The following is a 21,995-nucleotide window of genomic DNA, read 5'->3' on the forward strand; positions in this document are numbered from 1 at the left end:
ATATAGCAGGGTGCGTGCCAACTTTTGCGAAACCCAATAAAACAAGGGGTTAGGCCGACTTCCAGGCATTTCGAGGGCCAAAAAAAGCCGGGGCTTCGTTACCGTAAGCCCCGGCTTCTGTTACGTGAAAAAGCTGAGGTAACAGTTTCTTCACGAAGTCATGTGTTACCCGCACATGAGACAGGTGCGGTTCAGCTTTCGCTGGCCACCCCGGTCTTGCGACGCGGGATGCCCAGGCGCTGACGGCGCTCCCACAGGCATTTGCGGCTGACCCCGAGTTTGCGGGCCAGCTCGGTTTCGGTCATGTGGTCCTGATGCTCGAGGACGAAATGCTGGAAGTAGTCTTCCAGGGAGAGGTCTTCGGTCGGTTCGTGGTTGTTGTTACTGGCACCGCTGTTGCCCTGCTGTGGGGGCAGGCCAATGAACTCATCGTCTTCCAGGTCGCCCAGCTCGATGTCGATGCCCAGCAGGTCGGCGGAAATTTCCGGGCTTTCGCACAGGATAACGGCGCGCTCGACGGCGTTTTCCAGCTCACGAACGTTGCCCGGCCAGGAATAGTGACGAATGGCTTGCTCGGCATCCGCGGCGAACTTCAGGTCGGTGCGGTTGATTCGTGCACTTTGCCGCGCCAGGAAGGCATTGGCGATTTCGTTGACGTCGGCACCGCGCTCGCGCAAGGCTGGCAACTTCAGCGCGATAACGTGGAGGCGGTAATACAAGTCTTCCCGGAACTGGCCAATCTTCGCCAGGCTCTTGAGGTCGCGGTGAGTCGCGGCGATCAGGCGCACATCGACTTTCTGCGACTGCACCGAGCCTACCCGGCGAATTTCACCTTCCTGCAAGACGCGCAGCAGGCGAGCCTGAGCTTCCAGCGGCAGTTCACCGATTTCGTCGAGGAACAGGGTGCCGCCATCCGCCGCTTCCACCAGGCCGGCGCGCCCGGCGCTGGCGCCGGTGAATGCGCCTTTCTCGTGGCCGAACAGTTCGGATTCGATCAGGCTTTCCGGAATGGCTGCGCAGTTCACCGAAATCATCGGCGCCTTGGCGCGTTTGGACAGGTTGTGCAGGGCGCGCGCCACCAGCTCTTTACCGGTACCGGATTCGCCCTGGACCAGAACGTTGGAATCGGTCGGTGCCACTTTGCGGATCTTGCCGTACAGGTCCTGCATCGGCGGGCACGAGCCGATAATGCCGATTTCACCGTTGCTGTTGTCGGCACCGGATTTCACCGCACCGTTGGCGGATTTGCCGGCAACCGCTTCACCGCCGGCCTGTACCGTTTGCCGGTCACGCAGGATTCGCGCGGCGGCTTGCAGCATTTCGTCGTGGTCGAATGGTTTGGCAATGTAATCGACAGCGCCCATTTTCATCGAGTCGACTGCCGAGCGCAGGCTCGCATAGCTGGTCATGATCAGCACCGGCGTGCCTTGGGCGAGCTTGATCAACTCCGTGCCAGGCGCGCCCGGCAGACGCAGGTCACTGACGATCAGATCGAACGAGGGAATGGTGAAGCGTTCTTGTGCTTCCTGCACTGAACCGGCTTCGCTGACCTGGTACTGGTTACGTTCCAGCAGGCGGCGCAAGGCGGAGCGGATAATGGTTTCGTCTTCGACGATCAAAATGTGCGGCATTGATTCGATACTCTCGACGGTCTCAGTTCACAGCGGACGTCGCTTCGACATGACGCGGCAAGGTAACCCTGATTCGGGTGCCGCGTTGGCTTTGAACATCAGCCGGGCTGTCGATGGTGATTTGTCCATAATGCTCTTCAACGATGGAATAGACCAGTGCAAGGCCCAGACCGGTGCCTTCGCCAGGGTCCTTGGTGGTGAAGAATGGTTCGAACAATCGGTCCATGATGCTCGACGGAATACCGCTGCCTTCGTCTTCCACGATCAGATCGACCGTGTGTTCGCCGGCTTCGCTCTTGACCCGTACCGCGCTACCGGGAGGCGAGGCGTCACGGGCGTTTGAGAGCAGGTTGATCAATACCTGGGCCAGCCGCTGCGGGTCGCCTTCGACCCAGTGTTCGGGGTCGCACAGGTTGTAGAACTGCACTTCGAAATTGCGCCGGTTCAGGGCCAGCAGGCCGATGGCATCCTGGGCCACTTCGGCCAGACAGACGGGCTCGTCGCTGTGCTGATGGCTGCCGGCATGGGCAAAGCTCATCAGCGACTGGACAATGCGCGATACGCGTTTGGTCTGTTCGAGGATCTGCCCGCTGATTTCCTTCAGCTCGCCGTCTTCTTCACGTTCTTCGCGCAGGTTCTGCGCCAGGCACGCGATACCGGTGATCGGGTTGCCGATTTCATGGGCCACGCCGGCCGCCAGTCGACCGATGCTGGCCAGGCGCTCGGAGTGCACCAGTTTGTCCTCGAGCATCTGGGTTTCGGTCAAATCTTCCACCAGCAACACCAGGCCACTGTTACCCGGTGCGAGCGGTTCGTCGATCGCCGCTTTGTGCAGGTTCAGCCAGCGTGTCTGGCCGTCGAGGGCCAGGTGCTGCTTGTGCAAGTGTTCGTCCGGCAGATTGATGAAACCTTGCAGCAACTCCTTCCACGGGTCGGCAATGGTGCTCAGGCGCGAACCGACCACACGCTGCGCGGCGATGCCGGTCAGCTCCTCCATGGCCTTGTTCCACATGAGGATTTCCTGATCTTTCGCCAGCGAGCACACGCCCATCGGCAATTCCTGCAGCGTCTGGCGGTGATAGCGGCGCAGGGCATCGAGTTCGGCGGCCAGGCCGGTCAGGCGCGAGTGGTAGTCCTCGAGGCGACTTTCGATGAAGTGGATGTCTTCGGTGACGTAGTTTTCGCCGCCAGCCTTGTACGGCAGGAAGGTTTCGACCATGTCCTGGGCCACGCTCGGCCCCATCAGGCCGGAGAGGTTGGCTTCGATGCGGTCACGCAAGCGGCGCAGGGCATACGGCCGACGCTCGTCGAATGGCAGATAGAGATCGCGCAGGGCCTGTTCCACTTCTTTCTGTGCCGCTTTTGCACCCAGTGGTTTTGCAAGCTGTGTGGCGAATTCCTGGGGCGAGGCGGCGTGCAGTTCGCGGCGCTGCGGGCGGCGCACGTTGTCCACCGCGCAGGCTTCGGCGGCGCTGGCTTCTTCGGTGCTGGCGTTGGTGAACAGCGAGATCAGGGTGAACATCAGCACGTTGGCTGCCAGCGAGGCAATTGCCGCCATGTGCCAACTGGTGTCGTCCAGCACATAGATCATGTTCAGCAGCGGAATGTAGAAGCCTTGCAGGTTGCCGACCAGCGGCAACAGCATGGTCACCAGCCATACCAGAATTCCCGCCAGCAAGCCGGCGATGAAGCCGCGACGGTTGGCGGTCGGCCAATACAGGACTGAAAGCACGCCCGGCAGGAACTGCAACGTGGCGACGAACGCGACAATACCGAGGTTGGCCAGGTCCTGCTCGGCACCGAGCATCAGGTAGAAGCCGTAGCCGGCCATGATGATCGCGACAATCAGCGCCCGGCGGGTCCACTTCAGCCAGCGGTAGATGTTGCCTTCGGCCGGTGGCTGATACAGCGGCAGCACCAGGTGGTTCAAGGCCATCCCGGACAGTGCCAGCGTGGTCACGATAATCAGGCCACTGGCGGCGGATAGCCCGCCGACATACGCCAGCAACGCCAAAGCCTTGCTGTTGGCGGCGATGCCGATGCCGAGGGTGAAGTACTCCGGATTGGTGGTGGCGCCCAGTTTCAGGCCGGCCCAGAGAATCAGCGGCACCGCCAGGCTCATCAGCAGCAGAAACAGCGGCAGGCCCCAGCTCGCACTGACCAGCGAGCGCGGGTTGAGGTTTTCGGTAAAGGTCATGTGATACATGTGCGGCATCACGATCGCCGAGGCGAAGAACACCAGCAATAGCGTACGCCACGGGCCTTCCTGCAAAGGCGTGTGCAGGGCAGCGAGCGCGGTCTGGTTTTGCAGCAGCCAAAGCTCAAGCTGTTGCGGGCCGTCGAATACGCCGTAAAGCGCATACAGCCCGACACCGCCGAGGGCGATCAGCTTGATTACCGATTCGAAGGCAATCGCGAACACCAGGCCTTCATGCTTTTCGCGGGTGGCGATGTGGCGGGAGCCGAAGAAAATCGTGAACAGCGTAATCAATGCACAGAAGCTAAGGGCCACGCGATGCTGGACCGGCTCTCGGGTGAGGATGCCGATGGAGTCGGCGACCGCCTGAATTTGCAAGGCCAGCAACGGCAATACGCCGACCAGCATGAATATCGTGGTCAACGCACCGGCCCAGGTGCTGCGGAAGCGGAAGGCAAACAGGTCCGCCAACGACGACAGTTGATAAGTGCGGGTGATCTTCAGGATCGGATAGAGCAGCACCGGCGCCAGCAGAAATGCTCCGGAGACACCCAGGTAGCTGGACAGAAAGCCATAGCCGTACTGATAGGCCAGGCCCACGGTGCCGTAAAACGCCCAGGCACTGGCGTAGACGCCCAGTGACAGGGTGTAAGTCAGTGGGTGGCGAATGATCGCCCGGGGGATCATGCCCCGTTCACTGATCCAGGCCACACCGAACAGCACCGCCAGGTACGCGGCGCTGATCAGGATCATCTGGGTCAGGCTAAAGCTCATCGGCATCTTTTTGACTCTGCAGGATGAAGGTCACGACGATCAGAATCAGCCAGAGCAGATAAGGGCGATACCAGGCGCCAGTGGCGTCGATCCACCAATCCATGATGGCCGGGGAAAACAGGTAAATCCCCACTACCAAAAGCAGGACCAAGCGATAGATGTACATCCCGGCCTCTCTTTTTTATGCGCGTGCCCGAAAACGTGCGGCGATGGTAACGGATGGGCGCGCCACTGCAAGTGCGATCACAACAGCTGTGCCTCGGGCAGGCTCAGTGTGCGCGGGATCAACGAGGCATCCCAGTGGGCAATGCCCCAATTCAGCACTTCCCGTGGCGTGGCATCAGTCAGTTCGGTTCCCGGATTCTGTCCCAGTGCGCGTAGCGCCCGCAGCAACAGCGGTGTTGCCTGATCCTCGGTCAACGGCGGCGAACGGTAGGATTTACCGAGTTTGTTGCCATCTGGCTGGGTAATCAGCGGGATATGCAGATAACGCGGTTGAGGCAGGCCGAGCAGTTCCTGCAGGTAGAGCTGGCGGGGCGTGGAGTCCAGCAGGTCGGCACCGCGAACGATATCGGTGATGCCCTGCCAGGCATCGTCCAGGACCACGGCCAATTGATAGGCGTAGAGCCCGTCGCGGCGGCGGATCACGAAATCACCGACTTCCCGGCCCAGATGTTGGCGGTATTCGCCCTGCACCCGGTCGATGAAATGGTATTCCAGTTCCGGTACGCGCAGGCGGATGGCAGCATTGTCAGTGCCATGGCCGGCATTGCGGCACAGCCCCGGATAAATGCCGTGATACGGCTCCAGCTGCTTGCGCGAACAGGTGCAGGCGTAGGCCAGGCCGTGATTGAACAGGCGATCGAGCACTTCGGCGTAGGCATCGTGCCGCTCGCTTTGGCGAACCAGGTCGCCATCCCACTCGAAGCCATAGCTTTCCAGTGCCTTGAGAATGGCCGCCTGGGCGCCGGGTTCCTCGCGGGGTGGATCAAGGTCCTCCATGCGCATCAGCCAGCGTCCGCCCACCGAGCGCGCGTCAAGGTAGGAGGCTAGCGCTGCGACCAGTGAACCGAAATGCAGGTGGCCACTGGGCGTGGGGGCGAAGCGCCCGATGTAAGTGGGGGAGGCAATGGCAGTCATGGGGGCAATATTACGTTGTCCTGGCTTGCGCAAATCACCTGTGGGAGCGGGCTTGCTCGCGAAGAGGCCATCAGCCTCAACATCAATATAAGCTGACGCACCGCTTTCGCGAGCAAGCCCGCTCCCACAGGTTTGCTGCCGAGGAGAATTTTAGAAACAAAAACGGAGCGTTCGCACGCTCCGTTCTTCGCTCAAGTCGCAATTATTTGCCGACTTGCTTTTCCTTGATTTCCGCCAGGGTCTTGCAGTCGATGCATAGGTCGGCGGTAGGGCGCGCTTCGAGGCGCTTGACGCCGATTTCGATGCCGCAGGATTCACACCAGCCGTACTCTTCGTCTTCGATCAGCTGAAGTGTCTTGTCGATCTTCTTGATCAACTTGCGTTCACGATCGCGGGCACGCAGTTCGAGGGCGAATTCCTCTTCCTGGCTGGCACGGTCTGCCGGATCAGGAAAGTTGGCCGCTTCGTCCTTCATGTGGTCCACGGTCTTGTCGACACCTTCCATCAGCTCTTTTTTCCACTGATTCAGAACCTTGGTGAAGTGCTTGCGCATGGGCTCGCCCATGTACTCTTCGCCGGCTTTCTGAACATAGGGCTCGAAGCCGCTGATTGTCTGGTTTTGCTGCTTTGCTTGGGTGGACATGAAATAGACCGCCTCTACTCTTGTAATCCATCTGCGCAGGATTGCTCCATCACCGGCACCTGCCGGCCCTGCGGCTGCAAGCGGGCGAACTTACCAGATCAACTCGGGCCGCGCTACTCCCGGATGTCGAGCTCGCGGCACAGGGTGCTTGCCAATGATGACAAACCGTTGTCTGGTGGCTCTGGAGCCTGCTCAATTATTGATTTTAGTCAAACCTTGCGCTCGCGCTTGAGTCGTTTGTGGTCGGGGTTACAAGGCCTCTGACAGCTTTAGGTTCTCGCTCGTTCCTGCGCTTGGGTAGAATCGGTTTTTTTCCCCGTTGAAGGAAGGCCAATGGCTCAGCCCTACAGTGCCCGCAGTCGAGCGATCGAACCTTTCCATGTCATGGCGCTGTTGGCGCGGGCCAATGAATTGCAGGCGGCCGGCCATGACGTGATCCACCTGGAAATCGGTGAGCCGGACTTCACCACCGCCGAACCGATCATCCAGGCCGGCCAGGCTGCTCTGGCGGCAGGGCGGACCCGTTACACCGCCGCGCGCGGCATTCCTGAGCTGCGTGAGGCCATTTCGGGCTTTTATCAGCAGCGTTATGGTTTGAACATCGACCCGCGGCGCATTCTCATCACGCCTGGCGGGTCCGGCGCACTGCTGCTGGCCAGTGCTTTGCTGGTAGACCCCGGTAAACACTGGCTGCTGGCGGACCCTGGCTACCCGTGTAACCGGCACTTCCTGCGATTGGTCGAAGGTGCGGCACAATTGGTGCCGGTCGGTCCGGATGTGCGTTATCAGTTGACGCCTGGCCTGATCGAACGTCATTGGGACCACGACAGCGTCGGTGCATTGGTGGCGTCGCCGGCCAATCCGACCGGCACGATCCTGACCCGCGACGAGCTGGCGAAGCTGTCTGTCGCGATCAAGGAGCGCCACGGTCATCTGGTGGTCGACGAGATTTATCACGGCCTGACCTACGGCACCGATGCGGCCAGCGTGCTGGAAGTCGACGACAGTGCATTCGTTCTGAATAGTTTTTCGAAGTATTTCGGGATGACCGGTTGGCGGCTCGGATGGCTGGTGGCCCCCGACGCTGCCGTCGGTGAGCTGGAAAAACTCGCCCAGAATCTCTATATCAGTGCTCCGAGCATGGCGCAGTACGCTGCGCTGGCCTGTTTCGAGCCAGCAACCATCAGTATTCTCGAAGAGCGTCGCGCCGAATTTGGTCGACGCCGGGATTACCTGCTGCCGGCCTTGCGAGAGATGGGGTTCGGCATTGCCGTGGAGCCGGAAGGGGCTTTCTACTTGTACGCCGATATCAGCAAGTTCGGCGGCGATGCCTTCGCGTTCTGTAAGCATTTTCTCGAAACCGAACATGTGGCATTCACCCCGGGGCTGGATTTCGGGCGTTATCAGGCCGGGCATCATGTGCGGTTCGCCTATACGCAGAATCTTGAGCGTTTGCAGGAGGCGGTGGAGCGTATCGCTCGTGGTTTGCGGAGCTGGCAAGGCTGATGCATTTTCATCCTCCCCTCGAAGAAGGTCGCCTGATCCGTCGTTACAAGCGTTTTCTCGCCGACATCGAAACCGTTGACGGCGAGTTGCTGACCATTCACTGCCCGAACACCGGCTCGATGCTCAATTGTCAGGTCGAGGGCGGGCAGGTCTGGTTCAGCCGCTCCAACGACCCGAAACGCAAGTTGCCCGGCACCTGGGAAATTGGTGAAACCCCGCAAGGGCGGCTGTTTTGCGTGAACACCGCCCGGGCCAATGGTTTGATCGAAGAGGCGCTGCGAGCGGGTGTCATCACAGAACTGAACGGCTTTACCGGGCTCAAGCGCGAAGTGGCTTATGGTCAGGAAAACAGTCGCATTGATTTCCGCCTTGATTATCCCGACGGGCCGGCCTACGTCGAAGTCAAAAGCGTGACCCTGGGTTTCGACGGTACGGCGGTGGCGGCGTTTCCCGATGCGGTCACCCAGCGTGGCGCCAAGCATCTGCGGGAGCTGGCCCACCTGGCCAGGGATGGTATTCGCGCGGTGCAGTTGTACTGTGTCTGCCTGACCGATATCGAGGCCGTGCGCCCGGCGCAGGAAATCGATGCGGTTTATGCGCAGGCCTTGCGTGAAGCGATGGCTTGTGGGGTCGAGGTGTTGGCTTACGGCGTGCGCTTGAACCACGAAGAAATGCGGGTCGACCGGCGTCTGGACGTGTTGCCGGGTGGCTAAAAGCTGATCCAGATCCCTTGTTCATCCTCGCGACTAGCCACGCCGGTCAAGGCTTGCCCCGCGCAAGGGCCGGCAACGCACTCACCGTCTTCGATCAGAAACAGTGCGCCATGGGTGGCGCACTGGATCAGGCTGTTGCTGGGGTCGAGAAACTGGTCGGGATGCCACTCCAGGGCGACGCCCCGGTGCGGGCAGCGATTGATATAGACATAAACCTGTCCGCTGCGGCGCACCGCAAAAAACTTTTGGCCATCGATGTCGAACCCGCGGCTGCTGTCATCGACCAGCTCGGCACCTGCGCAAAGCAACTTCATGTCTATCCTCGGTCCCGCAGCTCGTGAGCGGATATGTCCGAGCTTGACGGTCAAATGCTAACTATTATCAGTGGCTGTCTTGCCCGCCGGGTACAAGTGCCTGTCGTCAAGGATACTTGGCCTGCTCCTTCGATGCCCGGGAAACCTTTGAAGGAAACTGTTTATTCGCCTGGCCACTCGTGTCGCCGTGATTTGCATGGAGCATCCGTCGCCGGACCTCGTCAGGACTTTCCCACAGGCAAAAAAAGACCCGGCAAGAGCCGGGTCAAATAACCGTGATTAGCCTGATGAGGAGATAATCTGAGAGTCCGAACCAAGGGCTTTCCAGAATATCGACCAGTCTCGCGACCAGTTGTGGTAATCATATCGATTCTCATTACCAAGTCAACCGCTGTTTTTTGATTTCTTTTCGATTCGACGAATTTACCTCTGCAGGCCCCGTAATCATTGGGTTTCAGGTTGAAAAGCTTCAGAAATACTTGCTGGATCAGTTCTTGTGGCGTGAAGAGATAGCTTCCAGTTGTTTGTTCAACGCTTCCTTGCGCTCGGCAGGAATGTCGTTCCAGTGAACGTCCATCAGGGCACCTTCAATTGCGTACAACAACACCTTGGACGCCCGAAAACCGCGCGTGCGCACGGCTCGATAAGCATCCACCGCCCCAAGGCGACGCAAGTCCGACGCGCTATGGATGCCCACGGCATGCAGCCATTGCGCCGACGTCTTGCCAAGATTCTTCAGGTGTTGCAGTTCATCATTCATCAAGCCTCCTTGCGATGGCCGAATGGAGAGCGTGGGCAATCTTCTGAGGAGTGTAGCCATCAGTAGGAAAGGCGCGATTGTTTGCTGGTTTTCGACGTAAATGCTTCTAAGAGACGAGTATTGGCAGCGTGCGAAAAATCCGCGAACGCGGGAGGAAAAGGCGGGGAATAGTCAGGAATTACGGGTGAGCATCCTCGCAGCCCAGCGCAACGAGAGGCGCTGGACGTATCAGTCCGCGACGTTGATCAGCGGGTGCGATAGCGCAATCGTGTGCCGAAGTTCATCGACATCAGGATTTCGTCGGCACTGAGTTCCACTGGAAAGTAGGCGCCGGAGATTTGCGCGTGGGCCAGGCTCGCGCCTTCCAGGTTCGCTTTGCTGAAGTCGATGCCGCGCAAGTCGGCGGAACGGAAGTAGGCGTTGCTGAAATCCACGCCGTCGGCATTCAACTCGCGCAGGTCCAGCCCCCGGAAGTCTCCACCCGCCATGTCGATGGGGCCATCCTTGGGGCGTTCACTGTTGAAGCCTCTGATGTCGTCTTTGTGCAGCAGGGCATAAAGCGGTGTGTCGAGAAGTTTAGGCTGGCTCATGTCGCATCACCTGATGGTTTTGTGACGCCAGTATAGTGCCACTATTTGACAGTCGTGAAGCCAGCGCGGGCCTCACGACTGAAATAGTTTCTTACAGACCCGGAAGACGCTGGCGAATTTGCGCGACAACGGTATCGAGCGTCCCGCTTTCATTGGTCTGGACGCGCTTGCTGCAGAGGATTTCTGCGGGTGTCAGCGCTTCGCGGCTGGCTTGTTGGGCTGCGATAACGGCCAGGGTGGCGTCGGACGGGTCCTTTTTGTCTGCCTGGCGCAAGGCCAGCCAGCTTTCGATCACGGCTTGTGGCGCATTGCAGTCGAGGATCAGGAAGGGGGCGCCCGTGGCCTCGGCAACCTTCGCCGCACTGTCACGCTGATCACGCTTGAGGTAAGTGGCATCGACCACCACCGGGAAGCCCGCACGCAGAATGACGTCGGCGATTTCGTGCAGGCGGGCATAGGTCACGGCGCTGGCGTCGGCACTATAAATGCCGGCCTGTACTTCATTCTCGACGGTTTGCTCGCCGAACAGACGCTTGCGCTCGACATCGGAGCGCAGGCGAATCGCGCCCAGGGCTTCGACCAGGCGCATGGCAACATGGCTCTTGCCGACGGCGGAAACACCGTGGGTAATGGCCATGAAGCGCGAAGGAATGGTGCTGTAGCTTTCCGCCAGGTTGGCGTAGTTGCGGTACTGGCGCAGGGTCGTGGCGCGCTGCACCGCAGTGGCTTCGGCCGGCATGCTGAACAGGGCGACCTTGGCGCGAACCAGTGCGCGGTAGGCTTTATAGAAGTTCAGCAATTCGAGGCCGCGGTAGTCCCCGGTCAGCTCCAGGTACTGGCTGATGAAACGCCGCGCCAGGCACTTCAGGCCGCGATCTTCCAGGTCCATCGCCAGGAAACCGGTGTCGGCATAAACGTCGGTAAAGCGAAACGGTTCGTTGAATTCGATGCAGTCGAAGATCACGACCTTGCCATCGATCACGGTAGCGTTGCCCAAGTGGATATCACCGTGGCATTCACGAATGAAACCTTCGGCCTTGCGCTGGGCGAACAGCGGTTTGAGGCGCTCGAAGCTGCTTTCGGCCCAGGCTTGCAGGGCGTCGAGTTGCAACAGGTCGGCTTTATCGCTGAGGAACGGAAGGATCTGTTCGAAGTTCTGCCGCACCGGTGCCATGACGCTGTCCGGTGTGCCTGCTTCGTGCTCGGCCGGCACTTTCGGTGCGCTGAGGTGGAAGCGGGCAATTTGCTCGGCCATCTCGTCGATGTGCGCGGTGGTCAGTTCGCCATTGGCTTGAAGGGTGCTCAGTAATCCGTTTTGCGGGAACTGGCGCATCTTCAGTACATATTCGATGGCCGGGCCTTCACCGCCCAGTTGCGGAACCTCGGCACTGCCGGTGATGGGCAGCACCTCCAGGTACAAATCGTCGGTCAGGCGCTGGTTCAGGCGCAGTTCTTCGGTGCAAAAGTGTTCGCGCGCTTCAAGACTGGTGAAGTCGAGAAAACCGAAATTGACCGGCTTCTTCACTTTATAAGCGAAGGGGCCTGTGAGAACGACCCAGGAAATGTGGGTTTCGATGACCTGGAATCCGTCTACAGGATGCGGGTAGAGGGCAGGGTTTTGCAGGGCAGCGATCAGGGACTGGCTCACAGGCGATCCTTCAGAGTCTGGAAAATCAAGGCCGACATTATGGCCGTAAGTCCGCTTGACGCAAACCTCGGAGCGCTCCTGTTGAGTATGAATAAAGTGCGTATAATCCGCCGCCATGACTCGTACTCGAACTCCCCGTACCCCAAAAAAACCACCTTCCAGGGGCCTGCGCCCGTGGCTGGGCTGGGCTATTAAACTCAGTCTGGTCGGCCTGGTAGTGCTGGCCGGATTCGCCGTTTACCTTGATGCAATCGTCCAGGAGAAGTTCTCTGGCAAGCGCTGGACCATCCCGGCCAAGGTTTACGCGCGCCCGCTCGAGCTGTTCGTCGGACAAAAGCTGAGCAGGGACGACTTCCTGACCGAACTCGATGCCTTGGGCTATCGCCGTGAAAGCGTGGCCAATGGTCCGGGTGCGGCGTCGGTCAACGGTAATACCGTTGATCTGAACACCCGTGGCTTCCAGTTCTATGAAGGCATGGAGCAAGCGCAACCGGTGCGGGTGCGTTTCTCCGGCGATTACGTGGCCGAATTGTCGGGCGCACAAAATTCGAAACTTTCGGTAGTGCGCCTGGAGCCGCTACTGATCGGCGGTCTGTACCCGAAAAACCTCGAAGACCGGATCCTGATCAAGATCGATCAGGTGCCGCCGTACTTGCTTGAAACGTTGGTGGCGGTCGAGGATCGCGATTTTTATCATCACTTTGGCGTTTCGCCGAAGTCGATCGCCCGTGCAGTCTGGGTCAACGGCTCGTCCGGCCGCATGCGCCAGGGCGGCAGTACCCTGACTCAGCAGTTGGTCAAGAACTTCTATTTGACCAACGAGCGCAGCCTGAGCCGCAAGCTCACCGAAGCGATGATGGCGCTGCTGCTTGAACTGCATTACGACAAGCGCGAAATCCTTGAGGCTTACCTCAACGAAGTGTTTATCGGGCAGGACGGCCAGCGCGCGGTGCATGGTTTCGGTCTGGCCAGTCAGTTCTTCTTCAGCCAGCCGCTGGCCGAACTCAAGTTGCATCAGGTGGCGTTGCTGGTGGGCATGGTCAAGGGGCCATCCTCCTACAACCCGCGCCGTTATCCGGAGCGTGCCCTTGAACGGCGCAACCTGGTACTCGATGTGCTGCAAGAGCAGGGCGTTGCTACTGCCGAGCAGGTTGAGGCGGCGAAGAAAATGCCGCTGGGCGTGACCAAACGCGGCAGTCTGGCGGACAGCTCGTTTCCCGGTTTCCTCGATCTGGTCAAGCGTCAGTTGCGCGAAGACTATCGCGACGAAGACTTGACCGAGGAAGGGTTGCGGATCTTCACCAGTTTCGACCCGATCCTGCAGATGAAAGCTGAAGCCTCGGTCAACGACACCTTCAAGCGTCTGTCGGGGCGCAAGGGTTCCGATGACGTCGAAGCGGCAATGGTTGTGACCAACCCGGAGACTGGCGAAGTGCAGGCCATGATCGGCAGTCGCCAGGCCAGTTTTGCCGGGTTCAACCGGGCGCTGGACGCTGTGCGGCCGATTGGCTCGCTGATCAAGCCGGCGGTTTATCTGACGGCGCTGGAGAAGCCGAGCCAGTACACATTGACCAGTTGGCTGTCGGACGAAGCCTTCTCGGTCAAGGGCGCGGATGGTCAGGTCTGGAAACCGCAGAACTACGATCGTCGTTCTCACGGTACGGTCTTCCTCTATCAAGGCCTGGCGCATTCCTACAACCTGTCGACCGCGCGTCTCGGTTTGGCGGTAGGTGTGCCGAACGTCCTGAAAACGCTGGCGCGCCTGGGTGTTACTCGTGAATTCCCGGCCTTCCCGTCGATGTTGCTCGGCGCTGGCGGGATGACGCCCATCGAAGTGGCGACCATGTACCAGACTCTTGCCAACGGCGGCTTCAATACGCCGATGCGCGGGATTCGTAGCGTGCTGACTGCCGAGGGTGAGCCACTCAAGCGTTATCCGTTCCAGATTCAGCAGCGATTCGATCCGGCCTCCATTTACCTGATCCAGAGCGCCATGCAGCGCGTGATGCGTGAAGGTACCGGCAGCTCGGTTTACAACGTATTGCCAAGAACTCTGACCCTGGCGGGTAAAACCGGTACTAGTAACGACTCGCGAGACAGTTGGTTTGCCGGTTTCAGTCAGGACTTGCTGGCGGTGGTCTGGCTGGGGCGCGATGACAACGGCAAGACGCCTTTCACCGGCGCCACCGGAGCCTTGCAGGTCTGGACCAGCTTCATGCGCAAGGCCGACCCGTTGCCGCTGGACATGCCGCAGCCGGATAATATTGTTCAGGCCTGGGTCGATTCCCGTACCGGGCAGGGTTCTGATGCCGGTTGCCCAAGTGCCGTGCAGATGCCGTATATTCGCGGCAGCGAACCGCCTCCCGGCGCCGCTTGCGGTGGTGAAAGCCCTGCAGAGTCGGTGATGGATTGGGTCAAGGGCTGGATGAATTAAGCAAAGAGGGTTTCAAGTGAACAAGTGGTTGATTCCAGCGGTTGCCGCCGTAGCTTTGCTCAGCGGTTGCTCCACCGTACAACGTGGCTCGATCCCGGTCGAGGACTCCGGCACCGCCGTGTCCAACAGTGAGCGGATCTCGGCCAATGGCGGCTTCCGCCAGACGACCGTCAAGCGCCCTGCACAAGGTCAGTCCAAGACCCAGGCGATTCCGCAAGGTGACAGCGGCGTAGTGGTGATGGTGCCAGGCGCTGCAACGACTTCAACGCCGATCAGCACCACGCCGATTACCCCGGGTCCGATCACGCCGGGGCCGATTGACACGTCGCCGGTTCAATCGGCGCCGATCAATCAGGGCAGTTACAACATGCCGTCGTCGCCAAGCGGGATTCCGTCGGCCAGTTCGGGCGGACTTTCTGCAGACGAGCAGCTCGACGGCCCGGTATTGGCCTTGCTGACCACCGCTCAACAGCAACAGGCGAGCGGTGATCTCAACGGTGCCTCCTCCAGCCTCGAGCGCGCCCAACGCGTTGCCCCGCGTGAGCCGCAGGTGCTTTACCGTCTGGCCCAGGTGCGCATGGCTCAAGGCGATGCGGCCCAGGCCGAGCAGTTCGCTCGCCGTGGGCTGACCTTTGCCAATGGCCGTCCGGCCCTCCAGGCCAACTTGTGGGAACTGATTGGTCAGGCGCGTGAAAAACAGGGTGACTCCCAGGGCGCGGCACTGGCTCGTCAGAAGGCCAGGGTAACGGGCTGATGGACGCGCGTTTTCTAAAAATCGCCGATCAACTGTTGTTGATCGAGCGCGAGTTGCGGGTGCAAGGGTGGTGGGATGAAGTCTCGCCATCTGCTGAAGCGCTTTCCAGTGTCGAGCCGTTTTCGGTCGATACACTGGATTTCGAGCAATGGCTGCAATGGATCTTCCTGCCACGCATGAAGATGATCCTTGAGCAGGATTTGCCGCTACCCAATGCTTCAGGCATTCATGAAATGGCTGAAATGGTCTTTGCCGGACGCAATGTCCAGGGCAAGGACCGGCAGTTGCAAGTGTTGCTCAAACAGTTTGATCAGTTGATCACAGCCTCTCGCTGAACCAGAAGCTGCCAGCGTCCGCTGGCAGTTGTTCACAATATCTCTTTATTTTGTCGCCCACTGCAGGGTAAGTGCATGCGCGTGCCAATTTTTTGCCAAAAGTTGCGCAATCGAAGCTAACACAGGGCTGATTTACGGGTTTTTTCTTGCGTTCTCATGTGCTTACTAGAATAAAGCTCATAGACGACTTGACTTGCAAGGGACGAAACAGAAGAATCCAAAGTCCGCTGTACAGGGACTGCCAGAAGCAGACCCTCTCAGCAGATCATGAGGCGCATATCCGCGTCGACCTGTTACACCCGCAACGCGTTACCTCGCGCTGGGTGGGAAAGGCCCGCAACACTTGGGACGATCCCAATACTTGCTCAGTCAGTGCTGACGTAGTCGGCGACCACCGTCGCTCATGCTCTGCCGAGAAGTAAACCTATTAAGACCCGTCCCATTTTTCGTGGGCGGTATTCTGGCGTTTTAGAGGTGAGCAACGTGGAGCTTTTATCTGGCGGTGAGATGCTCGTCCGCTTTTTGCGCGACGAAGGCGTCAAATATATCTACGGGTACCCGGGTGGTGCTCTTCTTCATGTCTACGATGCCCTGTTCAAAGAACCGGAAGTGACCCACATCCTGGTTCGTCACGAACAAGCGGCTACCCATATGGCTGACGGCTACGCCCGTGCCACCGGTAAAGCCGGTGTGGTACTGGTGACTTCCGGTCCTGGCGCAACAAACGCCATTACCGGTATCGCCACCGCCTACATGGACTCCATTCCGATGGTGATCATTTCCGGCCAGGTGCCGAGCACCATGGTCGGCACCGATGCGTTCCAGGAAACCGACATGATCGGTATCTCCCGGCCGATCGTGAAGCACAGCTTCATGATCAAGCACGCCTCGGAAATCCCGGAAGTCATGAAGAAAGCCTTCTACCTGGCGCAATCCGGTCGTCCTGGTCCGGTCGTTGTCGATATCCCGAAAGACATGACCAACCCGGCCGAGAAGTTCGAATACGTCTTCCCGAAAAAAGCCAAGTTGCGCTCCTACAGCCCGGCTGTTCGCGGTCACTCCGGTCAAATCCGCAAGGCGGCAGAAATGCTCCTGGCGGCCAAGCGTCCCGTGTTGTACTCGGGCGGCGGCGTGATCCTTGGTGGCGGTTCCGCACCATTGACCGAACTGGCGAAGATGCTCAATCTGCCAGTGACCAATACCCTGATGGGCCTCGGTGGCTACCCTGGCACCGACCGTCAGTTCATCGGCATGCTCGGCATGCACGGCAGCTACACCGCCAACCTGGCGATGCATCATGCTGACGTGATCCTCGCCGTTGGCGCGCGTTTCGACGACCGTGTCATCAACGGTGCATCGAAGTTCTGCCCGAATGCCAAGATCATTCACATCGACATCGACCCGGCTTCGATCTCCAAGACCATCAAGGCCGACGTGCCTATCGTTGGTCCGGTTGAGAGTGTCCTGACCGAAATGGTCGCGATCCTCAAGGAAATCGGCGAGACCCCGAACAAGGAGTCCGTTGCCAGCTGGTGGAAGCAGGTTGACGAGTGGCGCGGTGAACGCGGCCTGTTCCCGTATGACAAGGGCGACGGCAGCAAGATCAAGCCGCAAACCGTGATCGAAACCCTGTGCGAAGTGACCAAAGGCGACGCCTTTGTGACCTCCGACGTCGGTCAGCACCAAATGTTCGCCGCGCAGTACTACAAGTTCAACAAGCCGAACCGCTGGATCAACTCCGGTGGCCTCGGCACCATGGGCTTCGGTTTCCCTGCGGCCATGGGCATTCAGTTGAGCTTCCCGGATGCGGACGTCGCCTGTGTAACGGGCGAGGGCAGCATCCAGATGAACATTCAGGAACTGTCCACCTGTCTGCAATACGGTTTGCCGGTAAAAATCGTCATCCTGAACAACGGCGTGCTGGGCATGGTTCGTCAGTGGCAGGACATGAGCTATGGCAGCCGTCACTCGCACTCCTACATGGAGTCGTTGCCTGACTTCGTCAAGCTGGCTGAGGCCTATGGTCACGTCGGCGTACGCATCACTGAATCGAAAGATTTGAAGTCGAAGATGGAAGAGGCGTTCGCCATGAAAGATCGCCTGGTAGTGATCGATATTTCGGTCGATACCAGCGAGCACGTCTACCCGATGCAAATCAAAGACGGCTCCATGCGCGATATGTGGCTGAGCAAGACGGAGCGTACCTAATCATGCGGCACATTATTTCCTTGCTTCTGGAAAACGAACCTGGCGCTCTGTCTCGTGTGGTTGGTCTGTTCTCGCAGCGCAACTACAACATCGAAAGCCTGACCGTTGCGCCGACCGAAGACCCGACCTTGTCGCGTCTGACGCTGACCACAGTTGGCCATGATGAAATCATCGAGCAGATCACCAAGAACCTGAACAAGCTGATCGAAGTGGTAAAACTGGTTGACCTGTCGGAGAGTGCTCACATCGAGCGCGAACTGATGCTGGTCAAGGTCAAGGCCACCGGCGCCCAGCGCGCCGAGATCAAGCGCACTACCGATATTTACCGTGGACAGATCGTCGATGTCAGCGCCAGCGTGTATACCGTTCAACTGACCGGTACCAGCGACAAGCTCGACAGCTTCATTCAGTCCATTGGCACCGCCTCGATTCTGGAAACCGTCCGTAGTGGCGTGACCGGCATTGCCCGCGGCGACAAAGTACTCAGCATCTAAACCAAATTAGCGAACGGCCTGAACGGCCTGATATAGGGGAAATTCATGAAAGTTTTCTACGATAAAGACTGCGACCTGTCGATCATCCAGGGCAAGAAAGTTGCCATCATCGGTTACGGTTCCCAGGGTCACGCTCAAGCGTGCAACCTGAAAGATTCCGGCGTTGACGTGACTGTTGGCCTGCGTAAAGGTTCGGCTACCGTTGCCAAGGCTGAAGCCCATGGCCTGAAAGTGACCGACGTTGCTTCCGCTGTCGCGGCTGCCGACCTGGTCATGATCCTGACCCCGGACGAATTCCAGTCCTCCCTGTACAAGAACGAAATCGAGCCGAACATCAAGAAAGGCGCCACCCTGGCTTTCTCCCACGGCTTCGCGATCCACTACAACCAGGTTGTGCCGCGCGCTGACCTCGACGTGATCATGATCGCGCCGAAGGCCCCAGGCCACACCGTACGTTCCGAGTTCGTGAAGGGCGGCGGTATCCCTGACCTGATCGCTATCTACCAGGACGCCTCGGGCAACGCCAAGAACGTCGCTCTGTCCTACGCTGCCGGCGTTGGCGGTGGTCGTACCGGCATCATCGAAACCACCTTCAAGGACGAGACTGAAACCGACCTGTTCGGCGAGCAAGCCGTTCTGTGCGGCGGTACCGTTGAATTGGTCAAAGCCGGTTTCGAAACTCTGGTTGAAGCTGGCTACGCGCCGGAAATGGCCTACTTCGAGTGCCTGCACGAACTGAAGCTGATCGTTGACCTCATGTACGAAGGCGGTATCGCCAACATGAACTACTCGATCTCCAACAACGCCGAATACGGCGAATACGTGACCGGCCCTGAAGTCATCAACGCCGAATCCCGTCAGGCCATGCGCAACGCCCTGAAACGTATTCAGGACGGCGAATACGCCAAGATGTTCATCAGCGAAGGCGCTACCGGCTATCCTTCGATGACCGCCAAGCGTCGTAACAACGCCGCTCACGGTATCGAAATCATCGGCGAGCAACTGCGCTCCATGATGCCGTGGATCGGTGCCAACAAGATCGTCGACAAAGCCAAAAACTAAGTCACGCGCTTGTACGAAAAACGCGGCCTAGGCCGCGTTTTTTCGTTTGGGAGGCCGGTTCTGGTATAAAGCTGCATCGTTTGCGGCCGAACCGTCGTCCCAGACACCTGTCCAAACTTTCCACCCCGTTGCAAGGTAATGTCCATGAGCGAACGCCCCGAAGAGCCAAACCAGGCTTCTGACGCCGAAAGCCTGCTGCCCATCGATGAACATGTCGAGGAAGGGCATGACGCTGAAGGTCGTAAAGTCCGGCATCGTGGTATCTATCTTCTGCCGAATCTGTTCACCACTGCGAACCTGTTCGCAGGGTTCTATTCCATCATCAACTCGATGAGTGCGCAGGCTGCCTTGAGCGCCGGCGACTCGGTCAATGCAAGCAAGTACTTTGCTTTTGCCGCCATCGCGATTTTCGTTGCCATGGTGCTCGATGGCCTCGATGGTCGCGTTGCTCGCATGACCAATACCCAGAGTGCCTTCGGCGCCGAATATGACTCGCTGTCGGACATGGTTGCCTTTGGTGTTGCGCCGGCATTGCTGGCCTTCGGTTGGGCCTTGGGTGACATGGGCAAGGTCGGCTGGATGGTCGCCTTCATTTATGTCGCGGGTGCGGCGTTGCGTCTTGCGCGCTTCAACACTCAGGTCGGCACTGCGGACAAGCGCTACTTCATCGGTCTGGCCAGTCCGGCGGCGGCGGGTGTTGTTGCGGGCATTGTCTGGGCGTTCAGCGATTACGGCATCCAGGGCTCAAAAATGTCTTTCCTGGTTGCGTTGATGGTTGCTGCGGCCGGCATGCTGATGGTCAGCAATATCAAGTACAACAGCTTCAAGGAGCTGGACCTGAAGGGGCGGGTGCCATTCGTGGCGATACTCGCGGTGGTACTGGTGTTCGCGGTCGTGTTCAGTGATCCGCCGCGCATCCTGCTGCTGGTGTTTCTCGCCTATGCAGCCTCCGGTCCGGTTCAATACCTGTTACGTCTTCGTCGTAACAAGAGCGTGTAATTTCCCTCATACTCCGCAGTCTATGGGTGCATCTGTCCTCCAGAGCTGCGGAGTAACCATGCTGATCAAAGTCTCCAAAACGTCTGACTGCCAAGAGTCGGACGTCACGCCTGAATCCCTCTATCTATCTCGACGTAATGTGCTCGGTGCCACGGTTGCCGGCTTCGCTCTGGGCAGCCTGCCGCAATGGGCCCGCGCTGGCGACGGTGCGCGCTACCCGGATGTTGAATCCGGCAAGGCGCCGCCCTGGTTCAGCGAAAAACTTCCGGCTACCAGATGGGGCGCAGTCAGCGTCAAGGATGAGGCGATCACGCCTTTCAAGGATGCGACCCACTACAACAACTTCTACGAGTTCGGCACCGACAAAGGTGATCCAGCTGCCAATGCCGGCACGCTGAAGACGGAACCGTGGTCGGTGGTGGTGGACGGGGAGGTGGGCAAGCCGGGGCGGTTTGCGCTGGAAGACTTCATGAAACCGTATCAGTTGGAAGAGCGAATCTACCGTCTGCGCTGTGTGGAGGCCTGGTCGATGGTCATTCCCTGGATCGGTTTTCCCCTCTCGGCGTTGCTCAAGGAAGTCGAGCCAACCTCGAAAGCCAGATTCATCCGTTTCGAAACCCTGCAGGATCCCAAAAGCATGCCGGGCCAGCGTTCCGGTTTTGCCTTGATCGACTGGCCCTATATAGAAGGGCTGCGTCTGGATGAGGCGATGAACCCGTTGGCGATTCTTGCGGTAGGTATGTACGGGCGTGAGTTGCCTAATCAAAACGGTGCGCCGCTGCGATTGGTGGTGCCTTGGAAATATGGCTTCAAGAGCATCAAGTCTATCGTGCGCATCAGTCTGGTCAGCGAGCAGCCGAAAACCACCTGGCAGAGTATTGCGTCGGATGAATATGGTTTTTACGCGAACGTGAATCCCACCGTTGATCATCCTCGCTGGACTCAGGCTCGTGAACGCCGCCTGCCCAGCGGCTTGTTCAAACCCAATGTACGCGACACGCAAATGTTCAACGGCTATTCAGAGGAGGTCGCGTCTTTATATACGGGGCTCGACCTGAGGAAGAATTACTGATGCGCAATCGGTTTTGGCGTATCGGCGTCTTTGTCGTGGCGTTGGTGTGGCCGCTGCTGTGGTTGTACCAGGCTTGGGAAGATGTCCTCGGGCCGGATCCGGGCAAGGTGTTGGTCGATCGATTGGGTTTGGGGGCACTTGTTCTGCTGCTTGTAACGTTGAGCCTGACGCCTTTGCAGAAACTCACCGGTTGGTCGGGGTGGATTGCCGTACGGCGACAGTTGGGGTTGTGGTGCTTTGCCTATGTGCTGCTCCACCTCAGTAGTTATTGCGCATTCATTCTTGGATTTGACTGGTCGCAGCTGGGTGTCGAGTTGCGCAAGCGGCCTTACATTATTGTCGGGGCGCTGGGTTTTCTTGGTTTGCTGGCATTGGCGGTGACGTCCAATCGATTTAGTCAGCGACGATTGGGTGTTCGCTGGAAGAAGTTGCATCGCCTGGGTTATGTAATTCTTGGGCTCGGATTACTGCATATGCTCTGGATTGTCCGCGCCGACCTGAAGGAGTGGGCGATCTATGCATCTATAGGTGCGCTGCTGTTAGTGCTGCGGCTACCGCCTTTAGCCCGTCGAATCCCACGTTTAATGGCTAAAAAGGCCTCTTCTGCCAAAAAGGCGTAAATAGTGGTTGACGGCAGATTCTGAAAGCCTATAATTCGCCCCACTTCCGGCGCAGTCGAAACGGAAAACTCCTTGATAAACAAAGAGTTACGCAGTTTTCG

20 protein-coding genes are annotated in these 21,995 nt (G+C 58.7%); 11 read left to right on the plus strand and 9 right to left on the minus strand.

Translation table 11 applies throughout. The features are described 5' to 3' along the window. Window positions 1-191: 191 nt before the first annotated feature. The 5 genes from AC07XF_RS23500 to dksA all read right to left on the minus strand — a co-directional run bounded on the left by AC07XF_RS23500 (window position 192) and on the right by dksA (window position 6,385). A complete protein-coding gene (locus AC07XF_RS23500; protein WP_495028387.1) occupies window positions 192-1,631 on the minus strand; it encodes a sigma-54-dependent transcriptional regulator in 1,440 nt (479 codons plus the stop codon). A 22-nt stretch (window positions 1,632-1,653) separates the two neighbouring features. Next, window positions 1,654-4,608: a sensor histidine kinase gene (locus AC07XF_RS23505; protein WP_007990065.1), complete on the minus strand. Its 2,955-nt coding sequence runs from the start codon at window positions 4,606-4,608 to the stop codon at window positions 1,654-1,656. Continuing rightward, a complete protein-coding gene (locus AC07XF_RS23510) occupies window positions 4,592-4,768 on the minus strand; it encodes a hypothetical protein (protein ID WP_003176118.1) in 177 nt (58 codons plus the stop codon). The genes AC07XF_RS23505 and AC07XF_RS23510 overlap by 17 nt, the downstream gene beginning before the upstream one ends. Before the next feature lie 77 nt (window positions 4,769-4,845). Next, window positions 4,846-5,742 carry a tRNA glutamyl-Q(34) synthetase GluQRS gene (gene gluQRS, locus AC07XF_RS23515; protein ID WP_495028388.1) on the minus strand — a complete coding sequence of 299 codons (897 nt, stop codon included), beginning with the start codon at window positions 5,740-5,742 and terminating at the stop codon, window positions 4,846-4,848. A 202-nt stretch (window positions 5,743-5,944) separates the two neighbouring features. Continuing rightward, the gene (dksA, locus tag AC07XF_RS23520; protein WP_007995322.1) at window positions 5,945-6,385 is read right to left on the minus strand and encodes an RNA polymerase-binding protein DksA; all 441 of its coding nucleotides are present in this window, start codon (window positions 6,383-6,385) and stop codon (window positions 5,945-5,947) included. A gap of 333 nt (window positions 6,386-6,718) precedes the next feature. Here dksA and AC07XF_RS23525 point away from each other — a divergent pair, with 333 nt between their 5' ends. Further along, window positions 6,719-7,891, plus strand: coding sequence for a pyridoxal phosphate-dependent aminotransferase (locus AC07XF_RS23525; RefSeq protein WP_413426296.1), 1,173 nt, complete (start codon window positions 6,719-6,721; stop codon window positions 7,889-7,891). Next, on the plus strand, window positions 7,891-8,604 hold the full coding sequence (sfsA, locus tag AC07XF_RS23530; RefSeq protein WP_495028389.1) for a DNA/RNA nuclease SfsA: 714 nt from the start codon (window positions 7,891-7,893) through the stop codon (window positions 8,602-8,604). Before AC07XF_RS23525 ends, sfsA begins: the two co-directional genes overlap by 1 nt. On the opposite strand, the gene AC07XF_RS23535 is transcribed toward sfsA, so the two are convergent. The 4 genes from AC07XF_RS23535 to AC07XF_RS23550 all read right to left on the minus strand — a co-directional run bounded on the left by AC07XF_RS23535 (window position 8,601) and on the right by AC07XF_RS23550 (window position 11,916). Further along, entirely contained in the window at window positions 8,601-8,918 is a 318-nt protein-coding gene (locus AC07XF_RS23535) for a Rieske (2Fe-2S) protein (RefSeq protein WP_495028390.1), read from the minus strand. The genes sfsA and AC07XF_RS23535 overlap by 4 nt on opposite strands. Before the next feature lie 487 nt (window positions 8,919-9,405). After that, a complete protein-coding gene (locus AC07XF_RS23540; RefSeq protein WP_007971093.1) occupies window positions 9,406-9,678 on the minus strand; it encodes a TfoX/Sxy family protein in 273 nt (90 codons plus the stop codon). A 245-nt stretch (window positions 9,679-9,923) separates the two neighbouring features. Continuing rightward, on the minus strand, window positions 9,924-10,268 hold the full coding sequence (locus tag AC07XF_RS23545; RefSeq protein ID WP_007990076.1) for a pentapeptide repeat-containing protein: 345 nt from the start codon (window positions 10,266-10,268) through the stop codon (window positions 9,924-9,926). 91 nt (window positions 10,269-10,359) lie between these two features. Beyond that, entirely contained in the window at window positions 10,360-11,916 is a 1,557-nt protein-coding gene (locus tag AC07XF_RS23550; protein ID WP_495028391.1) for a bifunctional aminoglycoside phosphotransferase/ATP-binding protein, read from the minus strand. 115 nt (window positions 11,917-12,031) lie between these two features. Between AC07XF_RS23550 and mrcB the strand changes: the two genes are divergently transcribed. The 9 genes from mrcB (at window position 12,032) to msrQ (ending at window position 21,894) form a co-directional block, all read left to right on the plus strand. Then, window positions 12,032-14,350: a penicillin-binding protein 1B gene (mrcB, locus tag AC07XF_RS23555; protein ID WP_495028392.1), complete on the plus strand. Its 2,319-nt coding sequence runs from the start codon at window positions 12,032-12,034 to the stop codon at window positions 14,348-14,350. 16 nt (window positions 14,351-14,366) lie between these two features. Further along, complete coding sequence (locus tag AC07XF_RS23560; protein WP_495028393.1) at window positions 14,367-15,104, plus strand: tetratricopeptide repeat protein; 738 nt, start codon at window positions 14,367-14,369, stop codon at window positions 15,102-15,104. Beyond that, window positions 15,104-15,439 carry a YqcC family protein gene (locus AC07XF_RS23565; protein WP_495028394.1) on the plus strand — a complete coding sequence of 112 codons (336 nt, stop codon included), beginning with the start codon at window positions 15,104-15,106 and terminating at the stop codon, window positions 15,437-15,439. Before AC07XF_RS23560 ends, AC07XF_RS23565 begins: the two co-directional genes overlap by 1 nt. 483 nt (window positions 15,440-15,922) lie before the next feature. Next, window positions 15,923-17,647: an acetolactate synthase 3 large subunit gene (locus tag AC07XF_RS23570; RefSeq protein ID WP_495028395.1), complete on the plus strand. Its 1,725-nt coding sequence runs from the start codon at window positions 15,923-15,925 to the stop codon at window positions 17,645-17,647. Between the two features lie 2 nt (window positions 17,648-17,649). Next, entirely contained in the window at window positions 17,650-18,141 is a 492-nt protein-coding gene (ilvN, locus tag AC07XF_RS23575) for an acetolactate synthase small subunit (RefSeq protein WP_003205610.1), read from the plus strand. Window positions 18,142-18,186: 45 nt separating this feature from the next. Beyond that, complete coding sequence (gene ilvC, locus AC07XF_RS23580) at window positions 18,187-19,203, plus strand: ketol-acid reductoisomerase (RefSeq protein WP_003228216.1); 1,017 nt, start codon at window positions 18,187-18,189, stop codon at window positions 19,201-19,203. A gap of 144 nt (window positions 19,204-19,347) precedes the next feature. After that, on the plus strand, window positions 19,348-20,202 hold the full coding sequence (gene pssA / locus AC07XF_RS23585; RefSeq protein WP_007995308.1) for a CDP-diacylglycerol--serine O-phosphatidyltransferase: 855 nt from the start codon (window positions 19,348-19,350) through the stop codon (window positions 20,200-20,202). A 58-nt stretch (window positions 20,203-20,260) separates the two neighbouring features. After that, complete coding sequence (gene msrP, locus AC07XF_RS23590) at window positions 20,261-21,274, plus strand: protein-methionine-sulfoxide reductase catalytic subunit MsrP (RefSeq protein ID WP_495028396.1); 1,014 nt, start codon at window positions 20,261-20,263, stop codon at window positions 21,272-21,274. After that, window positions 21,274-21,894, plus strand: coding sequence for a protein-methionine-sulfoxide reductase heme-binding subunit MsrQ (gene msrQ / locus AC07XF_RS23595; RefSeq protein WP_495028397.1), 621 nt, complete (start codon window positions 21,274-21,276; stop codon window positions 21,892-21,894). The genes msrP and msrQ overlap by 1 nt, the downstream gene beginning before the upstream one ends. The last annotated feature ends 101 nt before the right edge of the window (window positions 21,895-21,995 follow it).

The sequence above is a fragment of the Pseudomonas sp. GW821-FHT01C01 genome (assembly GCF_059422645.1).